General features: G+C 70.4%; 14 protein-coding genes, 2 tRNA genes and 1 other RNA gene. 4 read left to right on the forward strand and 13 right to left on the reverse strand.

What is annotated here, in order from left to right; all coding sequences use genetic code 11:
- Entirely contained in the window at positions 1-1,278 is a 1,278-nt protein-coding gene (locus G6O69_RS08945; protein ID WP_346017021.1) for a pyridoxal phosphate-dependent aminotransferase, read from the forward strand.
- Between the two features lie 6 nt (positions 1,279-1,284).
- Here the strand turns inward: G6O69_RS08945 and G6O69_RS41520 are convergent, their stop codons facing one another.
- Together G6O69_RS41520 and G6O69_RS08955 are read right to left on the reverse strand one after the other, a co-directional pair.
- A complete protein-coding gene (locus G6O69_RS41520; RefSeq protein WP_176396729.1) occupies positions 1,285-2,385 on the reverse strand; it encodes a hypothetical protein in 1,101 nt (366 codons plus the stop codon).
- A 448-nt stretch (positions 2,386-2,833) separates the two neighbouring features.
- Positions 2,834-3,733 carry a DUF4388 domain-containing protein gene (locus G6O69_RS08955; protein WP_172303103.1) on the reverse strand — a complete coding sequence of 300 codons (900 nt, stop codon included), beginning with the start codon at positions 3,731-3,733 and terminating at the stop codon, positions 2,834-2,836.
- Positions 3,734-3,994: 261 nt separating this feature from the next.
- Here G6O69_RS08955 and G6O69_RS08960 point away from each other — a divergent pair, with 261 nt between their 5' ends.
- On the forward strand, positions 3,995-5,710 hold the full coding sequence (locus tag G6O69_RS08960) for a hypothetical protein (RefSeq protein WP_176396730.1): 1,716 nt from the start codon (positions 3,995-3,997) through the stop codon (positions 5,708-5,710).
- A gap of 71 nt (positions 5,711-5,781) precedes the next feature.
- On the opposite strand, the gene G6O69_RS08965 is transcribed toward G6O69_RS08960, so the two are convergent.
- Positions 5,782-6,486, reverse strand: a complete 705-nt coding sequence (locus tag G6O69_RS08965; protein WP_172303105.1) for a hypothetical protein — start codon at positions 6,484-6,486, stop codon at positions 5,782-5,784.
- Between the two features lie 80 nt (positions 6,487-6,566).
- On the reverse strand, positions 6,567-7,334 hold the full coding sequence (locus G6O69_RS08970; RefSeq protein WP_172301232.1) for a hypothetical protein: 768 nt from the start codon (positions 7,332-7,334) through the stop codon (positions 6,567-6,569).
- 184 nt (positions 7,335-7,518) lie between these two features.
- Here G6O69_RS08970 and G6O69_RS08975 point away from each other — a divergent pair, with 184 nt between their 5' ends.
- Complete coding sequence (locus G6O69_RS08975) at positions 7,519-8,163, forward strand: sigma-70 family RNA polymerase sigma factor (RefSeq protein WP_172303106.1); 645 nt, start codon at positions 7,519-7,521, stop codon at positions 8,161-8,163.
- A gap of 50 nt (positions 8,164-8,213) precedes the next feature.
- On the opposite strand, the gene G6O69_RS08980 is transcribed toward G6O69_RS08975, so the two are convergent.
- The 5 genes from G6O69_RS08980 to fsa all read right to left on the reverse strand — a co-directional run bounded on the left by G6O69_RS08980 (position 8,214) and on the right by fsa (position 14,467).
- Positions 8,214-8,801, reverse strand: a complete 588-nt coding sequence (locus tag G6O69_RS08980; protein ID WP_172303107.1) for a hypothetical protein — start codon at positions 8,799-8,801, stop codon at positions 8,214-8,216.
- A gap of 83 nt (positions 8,802-8,884) precedes the next feature.
- The gene (gene murF / locus G6O69_RS08985; RefSeq protein WP_172303108.1) at positions 8,885-10,324 is read right to left on the reverse strand and encodes a UDP-N-acetylmuramoyl-tripeptide--D-alanyl-D-alanine ligase; all 1,440 of its coding nucleotides are present in this window, start codon (positions 10,322-10,324) and stop codon (positions 8,885-8,887) included.
- A complete protein-coding gene (locus G6O69_RS08990) occupies positions 10,324-10,878 on the reverse strand; it encodes a hypothetical protein (RefSeq protein ID WP_172303109.1) in 555 nt (184 codons plus the stop codon). Before G6O69_RS08990 ends, murF begins: the two co-directional genes overlap by 1 nt.
- Before the next feature lie 242 nt (positions 10,879-11,120).
- On the reverse strand, positions 11,121-13,763 hold the full coding sequence (locus G6O69_RS42020) for a S41 family peptidase (RefSeq protein WP_172303110.1): 2,643 nt from the start codon (positions 13,761-13,763) through the stop codon (positions 11,121-11,123).
- A gap of 56 nt (positions 13,764-13,819) precedes the next feature.
- Positions 13,820-14,467, reverse strand: a complete 648-nt coding sequence (gene fsa, locus G6O69_RS09000; RefSeq protein WP_172303111.1) for a fructose-6-phosphate aldolase — start codon at positions 14,465-14,467, stop codon at positions 13,820-13,822.
- 12 nt (positions 14,468-14,479) lie between these two features.
- Between fsa and G6O69_RS09005 the strand changes: the two genes are divergently transcribed.
- Entirely contained in the window at positions 14,480-15,364 is an 885-nt protein-coding gene (locus G6O69_RS09005) for a serpin family protein (protein WP_172303112.1), read from the forward strand.
- A gap of 340 nt (positions 15,365-15,704) precedes the next feature.
- On the opposite strand, the gene ffs is transcribed toward G6O69_RS09005, so the two are convergent.
- The 4 genes from ffs to G6O69_RS09025 form a co-directional block, all read right to left on the reverse strand.
- Positions 15,705-15,802, reverse strand: an RNA gene (gene ffs, locus G6O69_RS09010) — signal recognition particle sRNA small type.
- Positions 15,803-15,822: 20 nt separating this feature from the next.
- Positions 15,823-15,907: transfer RNA gene (locus G6O69_RS09015), tRNA-Ser, on the reverse strand.
- 88 nt (positions 15,908-15,995) lie between these two features.
- Positions 15,996-16,080, reverse strand: a tRNA-Ser gene (locus tag G6O69_RS09020).
- Positions 16,081-16,200: 120 nt separating this feature from the next.
- Entirely contained in the window at positions 16,201-17,391 is a 1,191-nt protein-coding gene (locus G6O69_RS09025) for a serine hydrolase domain-containing protein (protein WP_172303113.1), read from the reverse strand.
- Positions 17,392-17,403: the final 12 nt, after the last annotated feature.

The following is a 17,403-nucleotide window of genomic DNA, read 5'->3' on the forward strand; positions in this document are numbered from 1 at the left end:
GTGACGAACGCGGCCTCGATGTTCCGTCCGGTCCCGCGGACCGGGGTCATCTACGTGATGACCGAAGCCGGCGAGCGCGGCTTTCACTACGGCCACCCCGACTGGTGCAACCTCGGTCAGGGCGCGCCCGAGACCGGTGAATTGCCCGGCAGCGCGCCGCGGCTGAACACCATCGAGATCGACGCCGAGCGCTCCGAGTACGCCCCGGTCCCCGGGCTCTGGGAGCTGCGCGAGGCCGTCGCCGCGCTCTACAACGCCCGCTACCGCCGCGGCCTGCCCAGCCAGTACAGCGCCGAGAACGTGGCCATCGCCTCCGGCGGCCGCGTGGCCCTGACCCGCCTGGCCACGGCCCTCGGCCGGGTCAACCTCGGCCACGTGCTCCCGGACTACACCGCCTACGAGGAGCTCCTCGAGGTGTTCCGGGCCTTCGTCCCGATCCCCATCGTGCTCCACGAGCGCGACGGCTTCCGCCTGACCCCCGAGCGCCTGCGCGAGGCGATCGTCGGCAGCGGCCTGGGTGCGCTGCTGGCCTCGAACCCCTGCAACCCCACCGGCCGGCTGATCGCCGGCGAGGACCTGCGCCGCTGGGTGAACACCTGCAGCAAGCTCAGCTGCGCGCTGATCCTCGACGAGTTCTACTCGCACTACGTCTACGGCCCGCCCAGCCTGATGCGCGACGGCGAGCTCCCGCGCAGCGTCAGCGCCTGCGCCTGGGTCGAGGACGTCGACGAGGACCCCGTGGTCGTGGTCGACGGCCTGACCAAGAACTGGCGCTACCCCGGCCTGCGCCTGAGCTGGACCGTGGGCCCCAAGTCGATCATCGACCGGGTCAGCTCCGCCGGCAGCTTCCTCGACGGCGGCGCCCCGCACTGCCTCCAGCGCGCGGCCCTGCCCCTGCTCGAGCCCGAGGTCGCCGACCGCGAGGCCGCGGCGATCCAGTCCGCGTTCTCGATCAAGCGCCAGCTGATGCTCGACGGCCTGTCTGACATGGGCATCGGCGTCGCCGGAGCCGAGGACGGCGGCCCCGAGGGCGCCTTTTACTGCTTCGCGGATCTGCGCAACCTGCCCGAGCCGCTCAACGACGGCATGCACTTCTTCAAGGCCGCCCTCGAACGCCAGGTGATCTGCGTCCCCGGGGTGTTCTTCGACATCGACCCCGGCAACCGCCGCGACCACATCGCCTCGCGCCTGGCCGGCTTCGTGCGCCTGAGCTTCGGCCCCGAGCGCGCCCAGATCGAGCGCGGCCTCGAGCGCCTCGCCGAGCTCGTCCGCGGCTGAGCCCGCTCAGAACTCGACGATCTCGATCGAGGTGTCCGTGAGGACATAGGCCCGCTTCCCGTCGACGTCGACGGCGAAGTCGTAGGCAGCCAGGCCCTCGAGCAGCACCTCCCACTCGGGCGGCGCCTCGGGATCCGCGGGGTAGTAGCCGAGCATGCCGCTCCCCTCGAAGTCCCACAGGATCCAAGCTCCGCTCGCCCCGTCGATTTTCAGCCCGAGGGGGAGGCCGTCTCCGATGCTCCGCGTGCTCAGCAGCGTCGCGCCGCTCGCGTCGAAGCGCCGCAAGAGCAACTCTTGGGTGAGCCCGTCCGAGCCGGGTTCGTAGTCGTAGCAAAGCGCCGCCAAGGTCTCGCTCTCCGGGTCGAACTCGAGCTCGTGGATGCCCGAGTTCGACTTCCCAGCCACGGGCGCGTGGACGAACTCCTCGAGGAACTCGCCTTGCTCCGAGAAGCGAGCAAACCAGCTCGAGGACGAGGCTTGTCCGACCAGCTCGTGCCCGCCGCCCACCATCACGCCCGTATCCGTCACCGCGAGCGCGCGCGTCCACTCGCGCACCTCGTCGTCGTCGTCTCCCCAGCCCGAGACGCTCCACAACTCCATCGCCGTCGACGACAGCCCGAGCAGCTGATCCGCCCCCCACGACTGGCTGAGGACCACGACCGAGCCATCCGCCCGCGGCGCGCTGATCTGCGGAGAGGCCCCGGGCCCGACCTCCTCGAACCAGACCCACTCCCCCTGCATGTCGAGCTCCGCGTACCAGCCCCAGCCGGGGTCATCCTCCACGATGCCCTCGTCGTAGGCCCAACCAGACAGCCAGACATTCCCGGAGTCCAAGCGCTCGATGCTCGTCAGCTTGTGGATCGCATCGACCTCGAAGTTCCCAGTCATCGCGACCCACAGCATCTCGCCATCCCCACGAAGCGCCATCACCTTGTTCGCGTTCCCAAAGGTCCCCAGACCGTCATCACCCCCGAGCAAGAGCGCCGCCTCCCCCTCGATCTCCACCAGGGTCAAGTACCTCGCGGTCTCCGGCCAGTCCGCGCTTTCCTCGATCCGCGTCGGCTCCCCCCCATCCGCCTCCGTATCCGCCTCCGTATCCGCCCCCATCTCTTCTTCATCGTCCCCCTCCCCCTGCTCCCCAGGCCCACAGCCCCACCCGACCAGACAAATCCCCAAGATCACCCCCACACAAAAAGACCGCATCCCCAGATTCTAGACCAAGACAAAATTCACCAAGTGCCCTCCCCGCCCGCCCCCCAACAACACCCTCCGCGGGGAGAGCGTTCAAGACCCCCTCCCAGGGGGTCACTACGTACCCAACAACCACCACATGCCTCCCCGCCCGAGCCCTGCGAAGCAGGCTCGAGGTCCGCGAAGCGGACCGCTGCGGCCCCCAACAACACCCTCCGCGGGGAGAGCGTTCAAGACCCCCTCCCAGGGGGTCACTACGTACCCAACAACCACCACATGCCTCCCCGCCCGAGCCCTGCGAAGCAGGCTCGAGGTCCGCGAAGCGGACCGCTGCGGCCCCCAACAACACCCTCCGCGGGGGTCTTCAGTAGTCCACGACGCCAGCTTTGTGCAGCTTCACGGCCGTCTGCGTCACGCTGACGTCGTCCCCCGGCAGGCGGTTGAGGATCGTCGTCCAGTCGAGGCCCTCGGCCACCGCCTGGATCAGATCCAGCTCGTCCTCGCCGAGCTCGCGCCACGCCTTCTTGGGCGGGAACACCAGGCCAATCCGCTCCTCGGGGATCTTGTTGCGCGCCGCGAGGTGGGCGAGCTCGTCTTGGACGCGCGCCGCCTCCATCAAGATGTGCTCGAGGGAGACCGAGAGCTCCTCGCCCTCTTCGAGATCGACGGTCATGTTGTCGAGCTCGAAGGTCCCCTCGGTCCAGCCCATCATCCGCAGCAGCGCCTTCTCGGCGGCCAGGCCCTCGCTGCCTTCGATGCGCGCGTAGTAGATCGTGCCCTGACGCAAGAAGAGCTCGCCCACGGAGCGCCCTCGCACGCGCAGCGTGCCGGTCTTGCGGCTCGTCGCCAGCCACTGGAGCACGTCGGCCAGGGGGATGTCCTGGATGCTCCCCGACATCGAACGCCCGGCGGTGCTCGTCTCTTCGTTTCGAGTCGCGCGCTCGAGGTGATCCGCGGGCACCGACTCGACGCGCAGCAAGTTGGCGCCGATGGCGATCCGATCCCCGATCCGGAGCCGGTGGTGCTGCACGGCCTCGCCGTTGATCAACGTTCCGTTGCGCGAGCCGAGGTCTCGCAGCCATAGCTCGCCACGCGATCGATAAAAGCGCGCGTGCTTGCGCGAGACGAGATCGTCCTCGAGCACCAAGTCGGCGTCGCCGCTTCGTCCGGCGACCCAGCTCTCGCCCGAAGGTCCGAGCGGAAAGTTCTCTCCCGGCTTGGCGCCGGACACGAAGGTCAGCACGGGGACCTCGGCGGCTGGCATCGGCTCAGCCTACCGCAAGCACGAAGCGCGAGGATCGTCTCTGTGTCAAAAGCTGGAGGATCCGCCCTGGCCAGAAGAGTTTCGTGATGTTGCACACTAAAAAGCTGCCAATTCGACCAGGGATCGTGCCGAGGATCACCCTCAGGTGGTGCAAAAGCGGTGGATTCCCCCCAGGCGAAGCGCAGATCCAGGTCCTAGTCCCTAGGGTGCGGGGGGATCGCCCGGGTTGTCTCTGGTGTGTGTGCGCGGAAGACTGATGGCGTGGCGGGACCGCGAACGACTCGAATGTTTGGTGTGCTCCTCGGGCTGGCGGCGATGACTGGCTGTGCCAGCAAGCAGCAAGCTCAGGAGACCAGCGCGCCGATGTATGCCCCAGCGGGCACGGCCTCTGCGGCCTACTATCAGCGCAGCTACCAGGAGGGCGATCTGCCCCCCAGTGACGTCTCCTACGAGGACGTCTACGTGTCACAGCAGGTCTACGCGGACCCCTTCGAGGAGGCCCCGCAAGAGATGGTCGGCTACGAGACCATGTCGAGCGGCGAGCAGATCGTCGTGGTCCACTACGTGCACACCTACTCCGAGGCCATCGAGACCTTCCCCCGGGTCTATTGGGCCGGGCGCTGGTACTACAACGTCCAGGGCACCTTCGTGTTTTGGGACCCCTATTGGAACAGCTGGGTCTACTACTGGGGCCCGCCCGCGCCCCTGGTCACGGTCTGGAATTACCACTACCCCTGGGTCACCTTCTGCTGGGGCGTGGGCTACTACGGCGCCGGTTGGTACTGGGGCGGCGTCAGCCACTACGGCTACCACGCCTACGGCCGGCCGCCCCGGGGCTGGCACGATCGCTACGGTCACGGCCAGCCCGGCCGTCCCAGCCAAGGGCCCAACGCGGACCCCGGCGGGCCGACCGGCGGCGGGCGCCCCGAGGTCCCCAACAACCAAGGCGGCAACCCGCGCCCGGGCGGCGAGTCGAACCACGGTGAAGACCGCCCCCTCCCCACCACCGCCAACAACAACCGCGTGCCCACGGCCGGCAAGGACCTCGCCCCCACGGGCAGCGGCGACAAGCCGCCCCGCGCCGTGACCGGCGAGCGCGCGACCGGTGAGCAGCCCAACAGCCAGCCTGGCACGCCCGCCGTGGCCACCGGCCGCGACGCAGGCAAGCCGCCCCGCGCCGGCGGAGACTCGACGACCCCGACCCTCAGCAAGGCTCGGATCGAGCCGTCCAAGCCGCCCCGCGTGACCGACCCCGGGCGCACGCCCGTGGTCACCTCGAGCCGCGTCGAGCCGTCCAAGCCGCCCCGCGCCCCCACGGCCACCCGCACGCCCACGACCTCTCGCACGTCCACGACCTCTCGCACGCCCACGGCCGGGGTCTCCTCGCCCGCTCGCGTGCAGGTCCACAGCGCCTCGAGCTCGCCCTCCCGGGCCACCTACGCCCCGCCCGCGACTCGCCGCGCGCCGACCCGCAGCGCACCGACCTCGCGCAGCGTGGGCACCACGACGAGCACGCGGACCTCGCCCTCGCGGACCTCTCCGTCCTCCAGCTCGAGCTCGCAGCGCTCGCCGAGCTACCAGACCTACAGCCCGCCGGCGCGCAGCAGCTCGCCCTCCCGCAGCTCGTCCCCGAGCTCGAGCTCGCCCTCTCGCAGCTACTCGCCCTCCAGCAGCTCGCCCTCTCGCAGCTACTCGCCCTCCCGCAGCAGCTCGCCCTCCCGCAGCAGCTCGCCCTCCCGCAGCAGCTCGCCCTCTCGCAGCAGCTCGCCCTCTCGCAGCAGCTCGCCCTCTCGCAGCAGCTCGCCCTCTCGCAGCAGCTCGCCCTCTCGCAGCAGCTCGCCCTCTCGCAGCAGCTCGCCCTCTCGCAGCAGCTCGTCCTCTCGCAGCAGCTCGCCCTCTCGCAGCAGCTCGTCCTCTCGCAGCAGCTCGCCCTCCCGCAGCAGCTCGTCCTCTCGCAGCAGCTCGCGGCCCCGCTGAGCCAGCCACAAAACACGAGCCCGCCCCGACCAACAGGTCGCGGCGGGCTCGCTCGTTTTTTCGTGCGCGCCTCAGGGCAGTATGACGGTGACCGTCCCCACCGCGCCCGCTTGTTCGGCGTCGACCACGAAGTAGGCGGTCTCGCCCGCGGCGAGCTCGAAGACGAGCGCCGTGTCGCCGAGGTTGCACTGCGCCGTCTCCAGCGGATCGCACTCCACGGCCAGATAGAAGGCCACGGGCTCCGCGAGGTTGCTCAGCTCGGCCTCGTAGCTCCCGGCCTCCTCGGCCGTGAAAGCGTAGAGCAGCTCGGGCCCGGGCGCGCCGCAGTCGGACTCGAAGGCCGAGCTACCCGCGGGGATCTCGAAGTCCACGAGCTCGTCGAGGCCGAGCGCGATGGCGTCGAAGGCCTCACAGCTCGACTCTTCGCCGGTGTCGCTCTCCTCGCTGCCGGTGTCCTCCTCCCCATCGTCCGTCTCCTCTTCCGTCCCCCCGTCTTCCGTCCCCCCGTCTGTCCCCTCCGAGCTCCCGCTGTCCTCGGTGCTGTCGTCGTCCGCGGCGTCCTCCCCCCCTGTCGCGTCTCCGTCTCCACCCGTCGTGCCCGCGTCGCCCTCCGTGTCTTCGCCGACCTCATCGGCGACGCCGGTCTCCTCGTCCCCGTCCGCGATGTCGATCTCGTCGGGCTCGATGCCGACGAGAGCACAACCCGCGAGCGGAGCCGCGAGTAGCGCGCCGGCGATGAGGGGGGTCAGGGCGGTGTTTTTCGAGAAAAAATGCATGCAAGGTCCTTCGTAGAGTGCGCGAGGCGCATGGGCCCCACGTAGAAGGACCGTGCCACGAGGGCGGCGGATCGATCAGCTCAGGGGCCGGTGACCAAGACGTCGACCACCTGCGGCGGCTCGTCGACGTCGACGACGACGTAGACGAGCTCTCCCGCTTCCATGGCCAAGACCAGCGCCGCGTCCGACGAGGCGCAGCTGTCTCCAGGGAGGGGCTCGCAGTCGGCGTCGACCAGATAGAACACCCCCGCGAAGTCGGGGCTGACGGAGAAGGTGTACGCGCCCGACTCGGACGCCTCGAACACGGCCAGCGCCTCTGGCCCCAGGTCTCCCCCGCAGGTCCCCGACAGCGCGCTGGCGCCCGGGTCGACGCTCACCGCCGTCGCCTCGCCGAGCTCGAGTTCGAATTCCGCGATCGCCTCACAGGTAAACCCGCCCGTATCGGTGCCCTCGTCGGTGCCGGTGCCCTCGTCGGTGCCGGTGCCCTCGTCGGTGCCGTCGTCAGTGCCGGGGCCGTCGTCGGTGCCCGAACCACCGGAGTCCCCCTCGCCGTCGCTGCTCTCGCCGCCCGTGCTGGCCCCGCCGTCCTCCGCCCCGCCGTCCTCCGTCCCCCCGTCCTCGCCCGGCCCCTCCTCGCCGCTGCTCGTCCCCCCGTCTCCACCTTCGCTCGACCCGATGTCGTCCTCCCCCTGCGCGGTCTCCCCGACGTCGCCGGCCTCATCGTCCGCACCGTCGGCGATGTCGATCTCGTCGGGTTCGATCCCGATCAGCCCGCAGCCAGGCGCGAGGGTCGAGGTGATGAGGGCGAGCAAGCTCGCGGGGATCAGGTGGTAGTCGAAGCGAGTCATGGCAATCTCCCGGGCAGGATCGGGGAGCCGAACCCCGGCGCGCAACCCGGCATCTCAGTGGGGTGTAACACAGCGAGCGCAGCGGCCCAGCTCTGCCACCGACCCACAGAAGTGCACGCGTCGAGGTGTACGACGTGGCGCGGGGATGGGCGTGGCGATCTTCCGCTGTTAGGATCGCCCGCAGATGAACCAGGAGGCCCCGGCGAAGTCTGACCTCGAGCTCCTCGACGCGTGGCGCGAGGGGGACACGCGCGCGGGCAACGAGCTGTTCAACCGGCACTTCGACAGCGTCTGCCGCTTCTTCGCCAACAAGGCCCCCAACGAGGTCGACGATCTCATCCAGCGCACCTTCTTGGCCTGCGTCGAGGGCCGGGATCGCTACCGCGGCGAGGCCAGCTTCCGCGGCTACCTGTTCGGCGTCGCCCGCAACGTGCTGCGCCGCTACTACCGAGACAAGCGCTACCACGAAGCCCGCTTCGACCCGCTGATCGCCTCGATGCACGACCTCGGCCCCGGGCCGAGCCTGATCATCGCCGACAAGCGCGAGCAAGAGATCCTCCTCCAGGCGCTGCGTCGCCTGCCCATGGATCACCAGATCACCTTGGAGCTCTACTACTGGGAGAACATGTCGGGCTCCGAGCTCGCTCAGGTCCTCGACATCCCCGAGGGCACGGTGCGCGGGCGGATCCGCCGGGCCAAGCAGCTGCTCGAGGCCGCCCTCGCCGAGCTCGCCGAGTCTCCCCAGCAGCTCGAGAGCACCGTCGCCAACCTCGAGGGCTGGGCCCGCGACCTCCGCCAGCGCGTGCGCTCGCCGGGCGCGTCCGAGTAGACGCCCGCCCGGGGTCGGGCTCCGGCCGTGCTCGCGCTCGGCTCAATTCATCACTCGCCGTCGCGCGGCGCTTCCTCGCCATCGCTCGAGTCGCCATCGCTCGAGTCGCCATCGCTCGAGTCGCCATCGCTCGAGTCGCCATCGCTCGAATCACCCTCGCTCGAATCACCCTCGCCAGAATCGCTGCCCTCGCCCTCACTCGAGCCGCTGCTCTCGGCCTCGCTCGAATCGCTGCCCTCGCTCGAGTCCTCGCCGCTGGACGCAGCGTCGCTCTGCTCGTCCTCGGCTTCGGCGCCGAGCATCATGTCGCCGGTGTTCATGATCACCACCGGCGCCGGCACCCCGCTGTTGCTGATCCCAGGCTCGAGGTGCTCGGAGCCGACCTTGTTTTGCTCGTCGAAGCGCGCGGCCTCGACAAAGGCGCCGTAGCAGCCGCGCCGCGCCTCGCCCTCGCCGACGACCTCGACGACGCGGTGGACCTCGAAGGCGCGGGGATCGTCATCGACGACCACGCGCAGCAAGCTGCGGACGGGCGGGGGACAGTCGAGGGCGATGAAGGTCGCTTCCCCCTCGTGGAGCGTCGCGCTCTCGGACAAGGTGGCCTCACGAAGTTCGACGCGGACGGTCTGGGACGACATGGGGCCAAAGGGTAACAGGCCCGCGCCCCGCGTTGGTGGCCCTCGTTGGTGGCCCCGCGCGATCGCGCGAGCGCCGGGCTGCCTCAGCGGGTCTCGGCCAGACCGTCGACGACTCGCTCGAGGCGGACGCCACGGCTGGCCTTGAAGAGCGCGGCCCCGCCGGCCTGGTCTGGAGGCAGGCGAGCGCCGAGCCAGGCCACGGCCTCGTCGACGGCGTCGAGCTCGAGCCAGGCGACATCGCCCAAGCCGGCTGCCCGGGCGGCCGTCACGGTGTGAGCCGAGCGCGGGCCCACGCCCAAGAGCGCGTCGATGCCCAAGGCCGCGGCGCGCCGGCCGATCTCGGCGTGGAGCTCGGCCTCGTCGGGTCCGAGCTCCAGCATGTCACCGAGCACGGCGATCAGCGGCCCACGCCGGCCCGCGCGGAGCAGGGCCAGGCTGTCGAGGGCGGCGACCATGGAGCCAGGGTTGGCGTTGTAGCAGTCGGCGATGATCAGGTGCCCGCCCAGCTCGCGCAGGCGGCCGCGATCCCCCACGGGCTCGACGGCCTCGAGGGCCTCGACGACCGCGGGCAAGGGCAGGCCGAGGTGGCGCGCGACGGCGATCGCGGCCGCGGCGTTGCGCGCGTTGTGGGCCCCAAAGGTCCGCAGCGAGATCTCCAGGCGCTCGACCCCGCCCGCGCTGCGCAGGCCGAGCACGGCGCGGGTCCGCGGGCCGACCTCGACCGCGAGGATCTCGATGTCCAGCGGCCCGCCGAGGGCCGCCTTGGGGTCGCCAAAACGCAGCACTCGCGGGCTCGCGTCCGCTCGCGGGGGCAGGTGCGGGAGCAGGCTCGGCTCGTCGCCGGGGACCACGAGCAGCGCGGCCTCGCCCCCGTCGGCGCGCGGCCGCAGGTGAGCGATGGGCTCGGCCTCGGCCGCGGCGATGGCCGCGAGGCTGCCCATGAACTCGAGGTGCTCGAGAGCGATCGAGGTGATCACGTGGACCGTGGGCGCGGCGACGCTGGCCAGGTGATCGTTCTCCCCCGGTGCGCTCATGCCCAGCTCGAGCACCGCGGCCGCGGGCTCGTGAGGGGCGTCGACCAGGGTCAGGGGCAGGCCGAGGTGGTTGTTGAAGTTGCCCCGGGTGCACAGCACTGGGTCGAAGCCCGCGCCCACGGCCGCCTGGACGAAGGCCCGGGTGGTCGTCTTGCCGTTGCTCCCGGAGATCGTGACCACCGGCCCCGAGATCCCAGCGCGAGCGCTGCGGCCCAGCGCGCTCAGCCCCGCGAGGGTGTCGTCGACCTCGACGACGGTCAGCTCGCCCTCGGGCAGCGGCCGGCCTGCGGCGATCAAGGTCGCGCTGGCCCCCGCGGCGTGGGCCGCCGCGATGAAGTCGTGGCCGTCTCGCGCGGCGACGATGGGCACGAAGAGCCCCTCCGCTCGCGGCGTGCGGCTGTCGATGAAGGCCCCGGCGATCGCCCGCGTCCCGGCGCGGCGCAGCCGACCGCCCGCGGCCTCGGCCAGCCCCTGCGGCGTCCAGCGCATCAGATGTACTCGAAGATCCAGGTCGTGGGGACCTCGGGATCTTCGGAGAAGCCGTCGGTGAAGCCCGTCATCTCGGAGCCGCTGAGCTCGGCGGCCTTGATCGCCCAGCCCTTGATGGCCAGGTAGACGGCGCGGTGCGGTCGCGGGACGTTGGCGAGCTCGAGGGTGACCTTGTGCTTGTTCTCGGGGTCACGGATGACCCGCATGGACCCAAAGTCGTACTGCGAGTGGTAGGCCTTGGCCGCCCGATCGAGCAGGAAGTTGAGGTTGCCGAAGCGAAAGAACACCCGATAGATGCCGGTGAGGTTGTGCTGACAGGAGAACGAGCCCATCTCCTCGCACAGCTGCAGATCCCCCTGGCCGAGCACCCGATCCACGGTGACGCTGATGTCGATCAGAACGTCGTAGGGGTACCAGACCGTCTCCAGTGGCCCGGTCTCCATGACCTTGCGCGCCTCTGGGGTGAGCGCAGCGAGGACCTTTTCAAAGGCCTCGTCGCCGGCCTTGCGCACGAACATGTAGCGCGAGCGGATGACGTGACCACTGATCTGCACGGCCCAACGCTAAACGCTTCCGGCCATCACGTCTACTTTGAAGCGAGTCCGTGGCTCGCCGCGCTGACACGGGCTCCCGGTCTTCGCGCTCCCGACCCGACACCCAACGAGGTCCCGCGACCCCGCGCGTGGGCGCTGGCCGACACTGTCCAAAGGCCAGTTGGGCCGCCCCAATTTTGGATCGACGAGCCGAGCGCGACGCTCATCTGCACGTCAGATCAGGCCGTCGAGGCCCGAGCAGATCAGCGTATGCGCCCCCATGACGGACGTTTCACCCGATCATCGGTGATCCCGAGGCCAGCCGAGATCGCGACCTCGAGGACCTCGTCGGCGCCGCGGCGCAAGCCATCGACACCGGGACGCGCTCGGAGCTTGGGTTCCACGCCGCGAGCCCACAGCGCCTCGCCCTCCGGGCTGCGCAGCTCCGTGGTCGAGAAGCGCAGCCGCCAGCCGCCGGGGAGCCAGGTCTGCGCGCTGCCAGCGAGCTCGCCTGCGCTGGCCGAGCCCACCAGGCAGGCACGCTCGAGCTGGCCAAAGCCCAGCGCCTCGGCCTCTGCCCGACCTCGCGTGCGACCGTCGATGAGCACCGCCAGCTTGCCCGGCAGCCACGGCCGCTCGGCCGCCCGGCTGCGCTCGCCCGCCGCGGACAAGGGCAGCGCGCCGCTGCGATCGGGGCCCGCGGGGACACGCTCGACCGCCAGGATCTCGGCCGCGTCCAGGTAGTGCGCGAGCAAAGAGCCGCCCTCGTCGGCCAGCTCGCCGCGTAGATCCACGATCGTCATCCCGACGCGCCTGCGCTGCAGACGACGGGCGGCGGCCTTCAGGTTGCCCAGGCGGGTCGCGTCGACATAGAACACGCCCTCGCCGAGCTCGACGAAGGGCTCGAGCGGGCGCAAATCCAGGCCGTCGGGGCGCTCGCTCGCGTGCAAGTCCGTGCGCAGCTCTACGCTGAGGGTGGCCTCGCCTTCGTCGACGCGGCGCAGCACCTCGATGCGCAGCTTCGCGCCCTCCGAGCCGCGCTCGAGCAGCCCGCCCAGCGCTCGCTCCACCCGCACGCCCGGTCGCGCGGCCGGCGTGCGAGCCATGCCCTCGCCGATCAAGCCCGCGATCGCCTCTCCGTCGACGCGCACGAGCTCGTCGCCGGCGAGCAGCCCCTCGGGGAGCTCGCCTTCACCGGGGAGCGGACCCACGACGACCCGCTCCTCCACCCAGCCCAGGCCCACCGGCGGACACCAGCGCGCCGCGACACGCCGCGAGCGACGATCGTCGAGGTGCGTGATCGCGGCCGCGTTCCCGTCCTCGCTGGCCGCCAGCAGGGTTTCGACCGCCGCCGCGAGCTCGTCGGGCTCGCCGTGCTCGGCCGCCCGACACAGCGCGGGGATCAGCGCCTCGCGCAGCGCCTTCGCGTCGGCGTGCGGACCGTAGCCACGCAGCAGCGCGTAGCAGCGCAGGACCACGAGCAGCCGCGTCGCGCGGTCGGCCAAGGAGAAGTCGAGGGCAGCCCGGGCGTCGAACACCGCCGGCCCCGGGGCCTCGCTGCCCCCCGCCTCGATCGGGAGCGTCTGCCCGCCCTCGGACCACAGCGCCGTGGGGATCAGGCAGCTCAACCCCCGACCGAGCTCGAGCTGCGCCGGGTCCCCGGGAGTGAGCGCCTCGAAGCTCTCGCCCGCGCAGCGATCACAAGGCTCGCTCCCCCGCGCCGGCTCGGTCTGTGTGCAGGCCCCACGCGCGGCCGGGTTCCAGCGGATCCGCCGAGCGCAGCCCGCCGGCGTGCCCTCGTCGGCCTGGCCCTCGAAGAAGCCGCGCCGGTGCCACTGGACGAGCGCGAGGCCCTCGCGATCGTCCAGGAGCGCCTCGTGTAGAGGCGGACGCGGCTCGAGCTCGTCCTCGTCTTTGCTCGTCTTCTCCCCGCTCTTCGCATCCTCGCCCTCACCACCGCTCTTCGCCTCCTCGCCCTCACCACCGCTCTTCGCATCCTCGCCCTCCTTCTCGTCCTCGCCACCGCTCTTCGCCTCCTCGCCCTCACCACCACTCTTCGCATCCTCGCCGCCCTTCGCCTCCTCGCCCTCTTTTTCGTTCTCGCCCTCGGCCGCCTGCTCTTTTCCTTCCCCGTCCTTCGCCTCCTTCGCGGAGTCAGCCTCACTCTCAGGGCCCTCGTCGTCCTCCTCTGGCGCTCCTTCGCGCGTCTCCCCCTCGCCATCCTCATCCTCTGATGACGGCGACGCGTCTGCGCTCTTCTCCCCGGTCTCCTCGTCTTTGTCCTCGTCCGACGCGCCCGCGTCGTCGTTTCCGGCCCCGTCCGCATCGCCCTGCGTGCCAGACCCCGCGTCGGCCTCGTCCTTCGCCGATTCGGCCCCACGGCTCGTCCTCGCCTTGAGCTGCTTGTGCCCCCCCTTGCGCGTCTTGGCTGGCCCCTCGCCCGGCTCGCGGGCGCGGGCCTCTTGCTCGGCCTCTTGCTCGCCCTCGCCCTCGCCCTCGGTATCTGGGTCTGCGCAGGCCGGCCCAGCCAGGGCCGAGCGCGCCTGCTCGTCTTCGGCCGCGCTCACCCAGATCCCCACCGTGGGGGCGACCCGAGCGAAGAGCCCACGCAGCCCTTCGGCCAAGGTGGCCCGCTCCTCCGCCCCCTCGACCGCACGGATCCCCGCGAGCATCAGCTGCTCCCAGCGCGCCGCGACGGCCTGATCACTAGGGTGCAGGCGACGGACCGCCGCCGCCAGCTCCGTGAGCACGAGCAGGTTCTCGGCGCCGAGGCGGCTCAGCGGGCGGGCCGCCTCGGGCCCCGCGGCCGGCAGCTGCGTCGGCTCGACCCGCCGGGCACAGGCCGCGGCCGCGAGCGTGGCGCTGGCGTAGAGCCAGCTTCGGCGAGAGATCCCTGATCCGCTCACGGATCCGATAGTCCATGATCCCGACCCCCGCCGCCAGGGTGAAGGCAGCAGGTGCCTCAGGTCTTGGGGATCGCCTTGGCGTCCTCGAGGAAGCGCGCCAGCCCGGCGTCCGTCAGCGGGTGGTGGATCAGCTTGGCGATCACCCCAAAGGGGATCGTCGCCACGTCCGCGCCCAGGCGCAGCGCCTCGACCACGTGGCTGGGCGAGCGCACCGACGCGACCAGCACCTTGGTCTCGAAGTCGTAGCGCTCGTACATGTCGACGAGCTGCTCGACGAGGGCCATGCCGTCGTGGCCGATGTCATCGAGGCGACCGACGAAGGGCGAGATATAGGTCGCCCCCGCCTTGGCCGCGAGCATGCCCTGAAGCGGCGAGAAGCACAGGGTCACGTTGGTCTTGATGCCCTCGTCGCTGAGGCTGCGCACCGCTCGGATCCCCTCTTCGATCAGCGGGATCTTGACGACGATGTTGGGCGCGATGGTCGCGAGCTCGCGAGCCTCGCGCATCATCTCGTCGTAGACCACCGCGTGGACCTCGGCGCTCACCGGCCCGCTGACGAGCTCGCAGATCTCCTCGAGCACCTCACGGTGCGGCCGGCCGGTTTTGGCGACCAGCGTGGGGTTGGTGGTCACGCCGTCGAGCAGACCCATGGCCTGCGCCGACTCGATCTCCTTGACGTCCGCGGTGTCGATGAAGAGCTCCATGGCCGGCCCTTCATGACACGCGAGGACCCTGGGGTGAAGGGCCCGGGCGAAGATCGCCGCCCCCGCGGGCGCGACCTTCGACACATCTGCCGCGACTACCTCGACATCCTCGCCCTCTACTACGGCACGGGCTTGCGCGTCGCCGACTTCTCGACCAGCGCCGAGCGCGAGCGCGAGGACATCAACGCGTGGGTCGGCAACAGGACCAACCAGCTGATCCCCGAGCTCTTCGGTCCCGGAATGATCGACAGCGCCACCACCATGGTGCTCGTCAACGCCCTGTACTTCAAAGCCCCGTGGGCCACCCCCTTCCTCAACAGCTACCCCAATGAATTCACCCTGCTCAATGGAGCGAACAAGACCGTCGACATGATGGCGAACCCGAACATCACCGCCCTCTACACCGCGGGCGACGGCTACTCGGCCGCGAGCCTGGCCCTGCGCGGCAACGCGCTGTCCATGGCCTTCATCGTCCCCGACGACTTCGAGACCTTCGAGAGCACCCTCGACGCCCCCATCCTCCTCGACATCCTCGACGCCATGGAGTCCTCCGACCTCGACCTGAGCATCCCGCACTTCGAGATCGAGTCCAACATCGAGCTGACCAAGCTCCTCCACGAGGACCTCCCCCTCCCCATGCCCACCCCCTTCGAAGACCTCGACGCCTTCGATGACATCGTCCCTTCGCTGGGCGTGATCACCGACGTCGTCCACGACACGGTGCTCAGGATCGACGAAAAGGGCACCGAGGCCACCGCCGCCACCGGCATCTCCGTCGGCGACTCCGGCTCCTTCGAACCCGACGCCTCCTTCGACGCCGACAGCCCCTTCGTGTTCCTCATCTACGACCGCCCAACCCGAACCCCCCTCTTCCTCGGCCGCGTCCTCGAGCCCTGACCCCCCGCCCCAAGTCTCAGCCGCCCCCTTTGACAGGGGAAGGAACCAAGTCTCAGCCGCCCCCTTTGACAGGGGGAGGACCCAAGTCTCAGCCGCCCCTTTAACAGGGAGAGGACCCAAGTCTCAGCCGCCCCTTTAACAGAGGGAAGACCCAAGTCTCAGCGGAAACGAGATCTCCCTTTAACAGAGGAAGGATCCAAATCTCAGCGGAGACAAGACCCCCTTCAGGGGGTCACTACGTACCCAACAACCACCACATGCCAACCCGCCCGAGACCGCGCAGCGGTCTCGGGGCCCGCGAAGCGGGCCACCGCGGCTCCAACCCCAACCCCCGCGGGGGTTAAAATAAGCGCCCACGGGCACCCGCTCTCCCCGTTACCGTTGCTGCCTTCCGGCCCTGGCGGAGTTGAGGGGAGAAACGTCACCCGGGGCATGAACGGTCGCGCGAGCGCGACCGACGGAGAGGGCGGGATTCGAACCCGCGGTGGGTTGCCCCACACATGATTTCCAATCATGCACCTTCGGCCACTCGGACACCTCTCCAGGTGTTCGCTCACGAGGAGCGAGGGTGGTCGGACGCCTTGCCCACGTGGGGCAAGGGCGTCATCGATCGGGTCAGCTTGTCAGGTAGCGGAGAGGGTGGGATTCGAACCCACGGTGACTTGCGCCACACCAGATTTCGAGTCTGGCACCTTCGGCCACTCGGACACCTCTCCAGGTGATGGGCGGCGGAACATAGCAGGGCTTTGACGCTCAGTCCACCGAGTGGCGGCCGCGATGACCATCCCGCTTTTCACGCAAGAGAGATGTCGCACGGACTTCTGGCTGCCAGCGCCTCAGCGTGGCGGCGCCGTGCGGGTCAGCGGCCGCGGGTCGTAGCGGGTCCGGTTGGTCATCACGACCACCCCATAGTCCCGCGCCGGCCAGATCCGCAGCGCCGGCCGATAGCCGCCGCCCTTGCCCATGTGGTTGTAGTAGCGCTCGCCGTCGATGAGCCCGGTGTGCCAGCCCATGGTGTGCTCGATCTCCCGGCCAAAGATGTCCTCGCGCGGGACCTGCATGGCGTGGACCGAGGCCGGGGTGAGGATCCGTCGACCCTCCCAGGCGCCGTGGCCGAGGTGCGCCGCCGCGAAGCGAGCGAGGTCACTGGCCGGGCCGATCAGCCCGCCATAGGACGCGCCGTCGACGATGAAGGGCACCGTGGTCTCCCAGTCCTCGAAGGGCTCGCCAAAGACCTCGGGGTTGGCCACGCGCTTGGCCAGCTTGGTGTAGAAGCCGCGCTTGGCGCTGTGGCCCACGGCGCCCTCGGCGATCGTCGCCTCGGTCCACCCGAAGTCCGTGCGCGCCATGCCGAGGACCTCGAGGATCTCGGCGCGCACATAGTCGATGTAGTCGCGGCCGTCCGCGCGCTCGATCATCCGCCCGAGCGCGAGGAAGCCGAGGTTGGAGTAGTGCTGGCCGGCGCCGGGGCGGTAGCGCAGGGTCTTGCCGTGGGCGGCGCTGAGCAGGGCCAGCAGCGTCGCGGTGCTCGGCCGCGGCTGGTCGAAGGGCCGCGCCAGCGCCCACACCGAGGGGTTCCCGAGGCCGCTCGAGTGGCTCATCAGATCCCGCGCGGTGATCCGCCGGTGGCGAGGCTGGCGAAAGGAAAATTCCTCGCCCAGCAGGTCCTCGACCGGGGCGTCGACGTCGAGGGCGCCGCGCTCGTGCAGCTGCATGATCCCCGTGGCCGTGAACAGCTTGGTGATCGAGAACCACACGAAGGCGCTCTCGGCAGAGATCTCCCGGCCCTCGGCCAAGGCGGCCAGGCCAGCCTGCTCGACGGCGATCTCCCCGTGGTGGACCGTGGCGACGACCATGGCCGGGACCTCGCCCGCCGCGACGGCGGTCAGCGCCCGGGCGCGCAGCTGCACGGGCTCCTGCTCGTCGACGTGCACGCAGCCGAGCAGCCCCGCCGCGCCTGCGGCCGCGCCCGTCCCCAGGCCAACGAGGGCGCTGCGCCGCGAGATCGGCCTGCGAGCCGCGCTCATCTGCGCACAACT

It is taken from the genome of Pseudenhygromyxa sp. WMMC2535 (assembly GCF_011083025.2).

Excerpts from the sequence above, each read along its gene's own strand:
- G6O69_RS08955 (WP_172303103.1), bottom strand. The coding sequence starts at position 3,733 with ATGCCAGCCGCCGAGGTCCCCGTGCTGACCTTCGTGTCCGGCGCCAAG.
- G6O69_RS08970 (WP_172301232.1), bottom strand. The coding sequence starts at position 7,334 with ATGACTCGCTTCGACTACCACCTGATCCCCGCGAGCTTGCTCGCCCTC.
- G6O69_RS09025 (WP_172303113.1), bottom strand. The coding sequence starts at position 17,391 with ATGAGCGCGGCTCGCAGGCCGATCTCGCGGCGCAGCGCCCTCGTTGGC.
- G6O69_RS41520 (WP_176396729.1), bottom strand. The coding sequence starts at position 2,385 with ATGGGGGCGGATACGGAGGCGGATACGGAGGCGGATGGGGGGGAGCCG.
- G6O69_RS08965 (WP_172303105.1), bottom strand. The coding sequence starts at position 6,486 with ATGCATTTTTTCTCGAAAAACACCGCCCTGACCCCCCTCATCGCCGGC.
- fsa (WP_172303111.1), bottom strand. The coding sequence starts at position 14,467 with ATGGAGCTCTTCATCGACACCGCGGACGTCAAGGAGATCGAGTCGGCG.
- G6O69_RS09005 (WP_172303112.1), top strand. The coding sequence starts at position 14,480 with ATGACACGCGAGGACCCTGGGGTGAAGGGCCCGGGCGAAGATCGCCGC.
- G6O69_RS08975 (WP_172303106.1), top strand. The coding sequence starts at position 7,519 with ATGAACCAGGAGGCCCCGGCGAAGTCTGACCTCGAGCTCCTCGACGCG.
- G6O69_RS08980 (WP_172303107.1), bottom strand. The coding sequence starts at position 8,801 with ATGTCGTCCCAGACCGTCCGCGTCGAACTTCGTGAGGCCACCTTGTCC.
- murF (WP_172303108.1), bottom strand. The coding sequence starts at position 10,324 with ATGCGCTGGACGCCGCAGGGGCTGGCCGAGGCCGCGGGCGGTCGGCTG.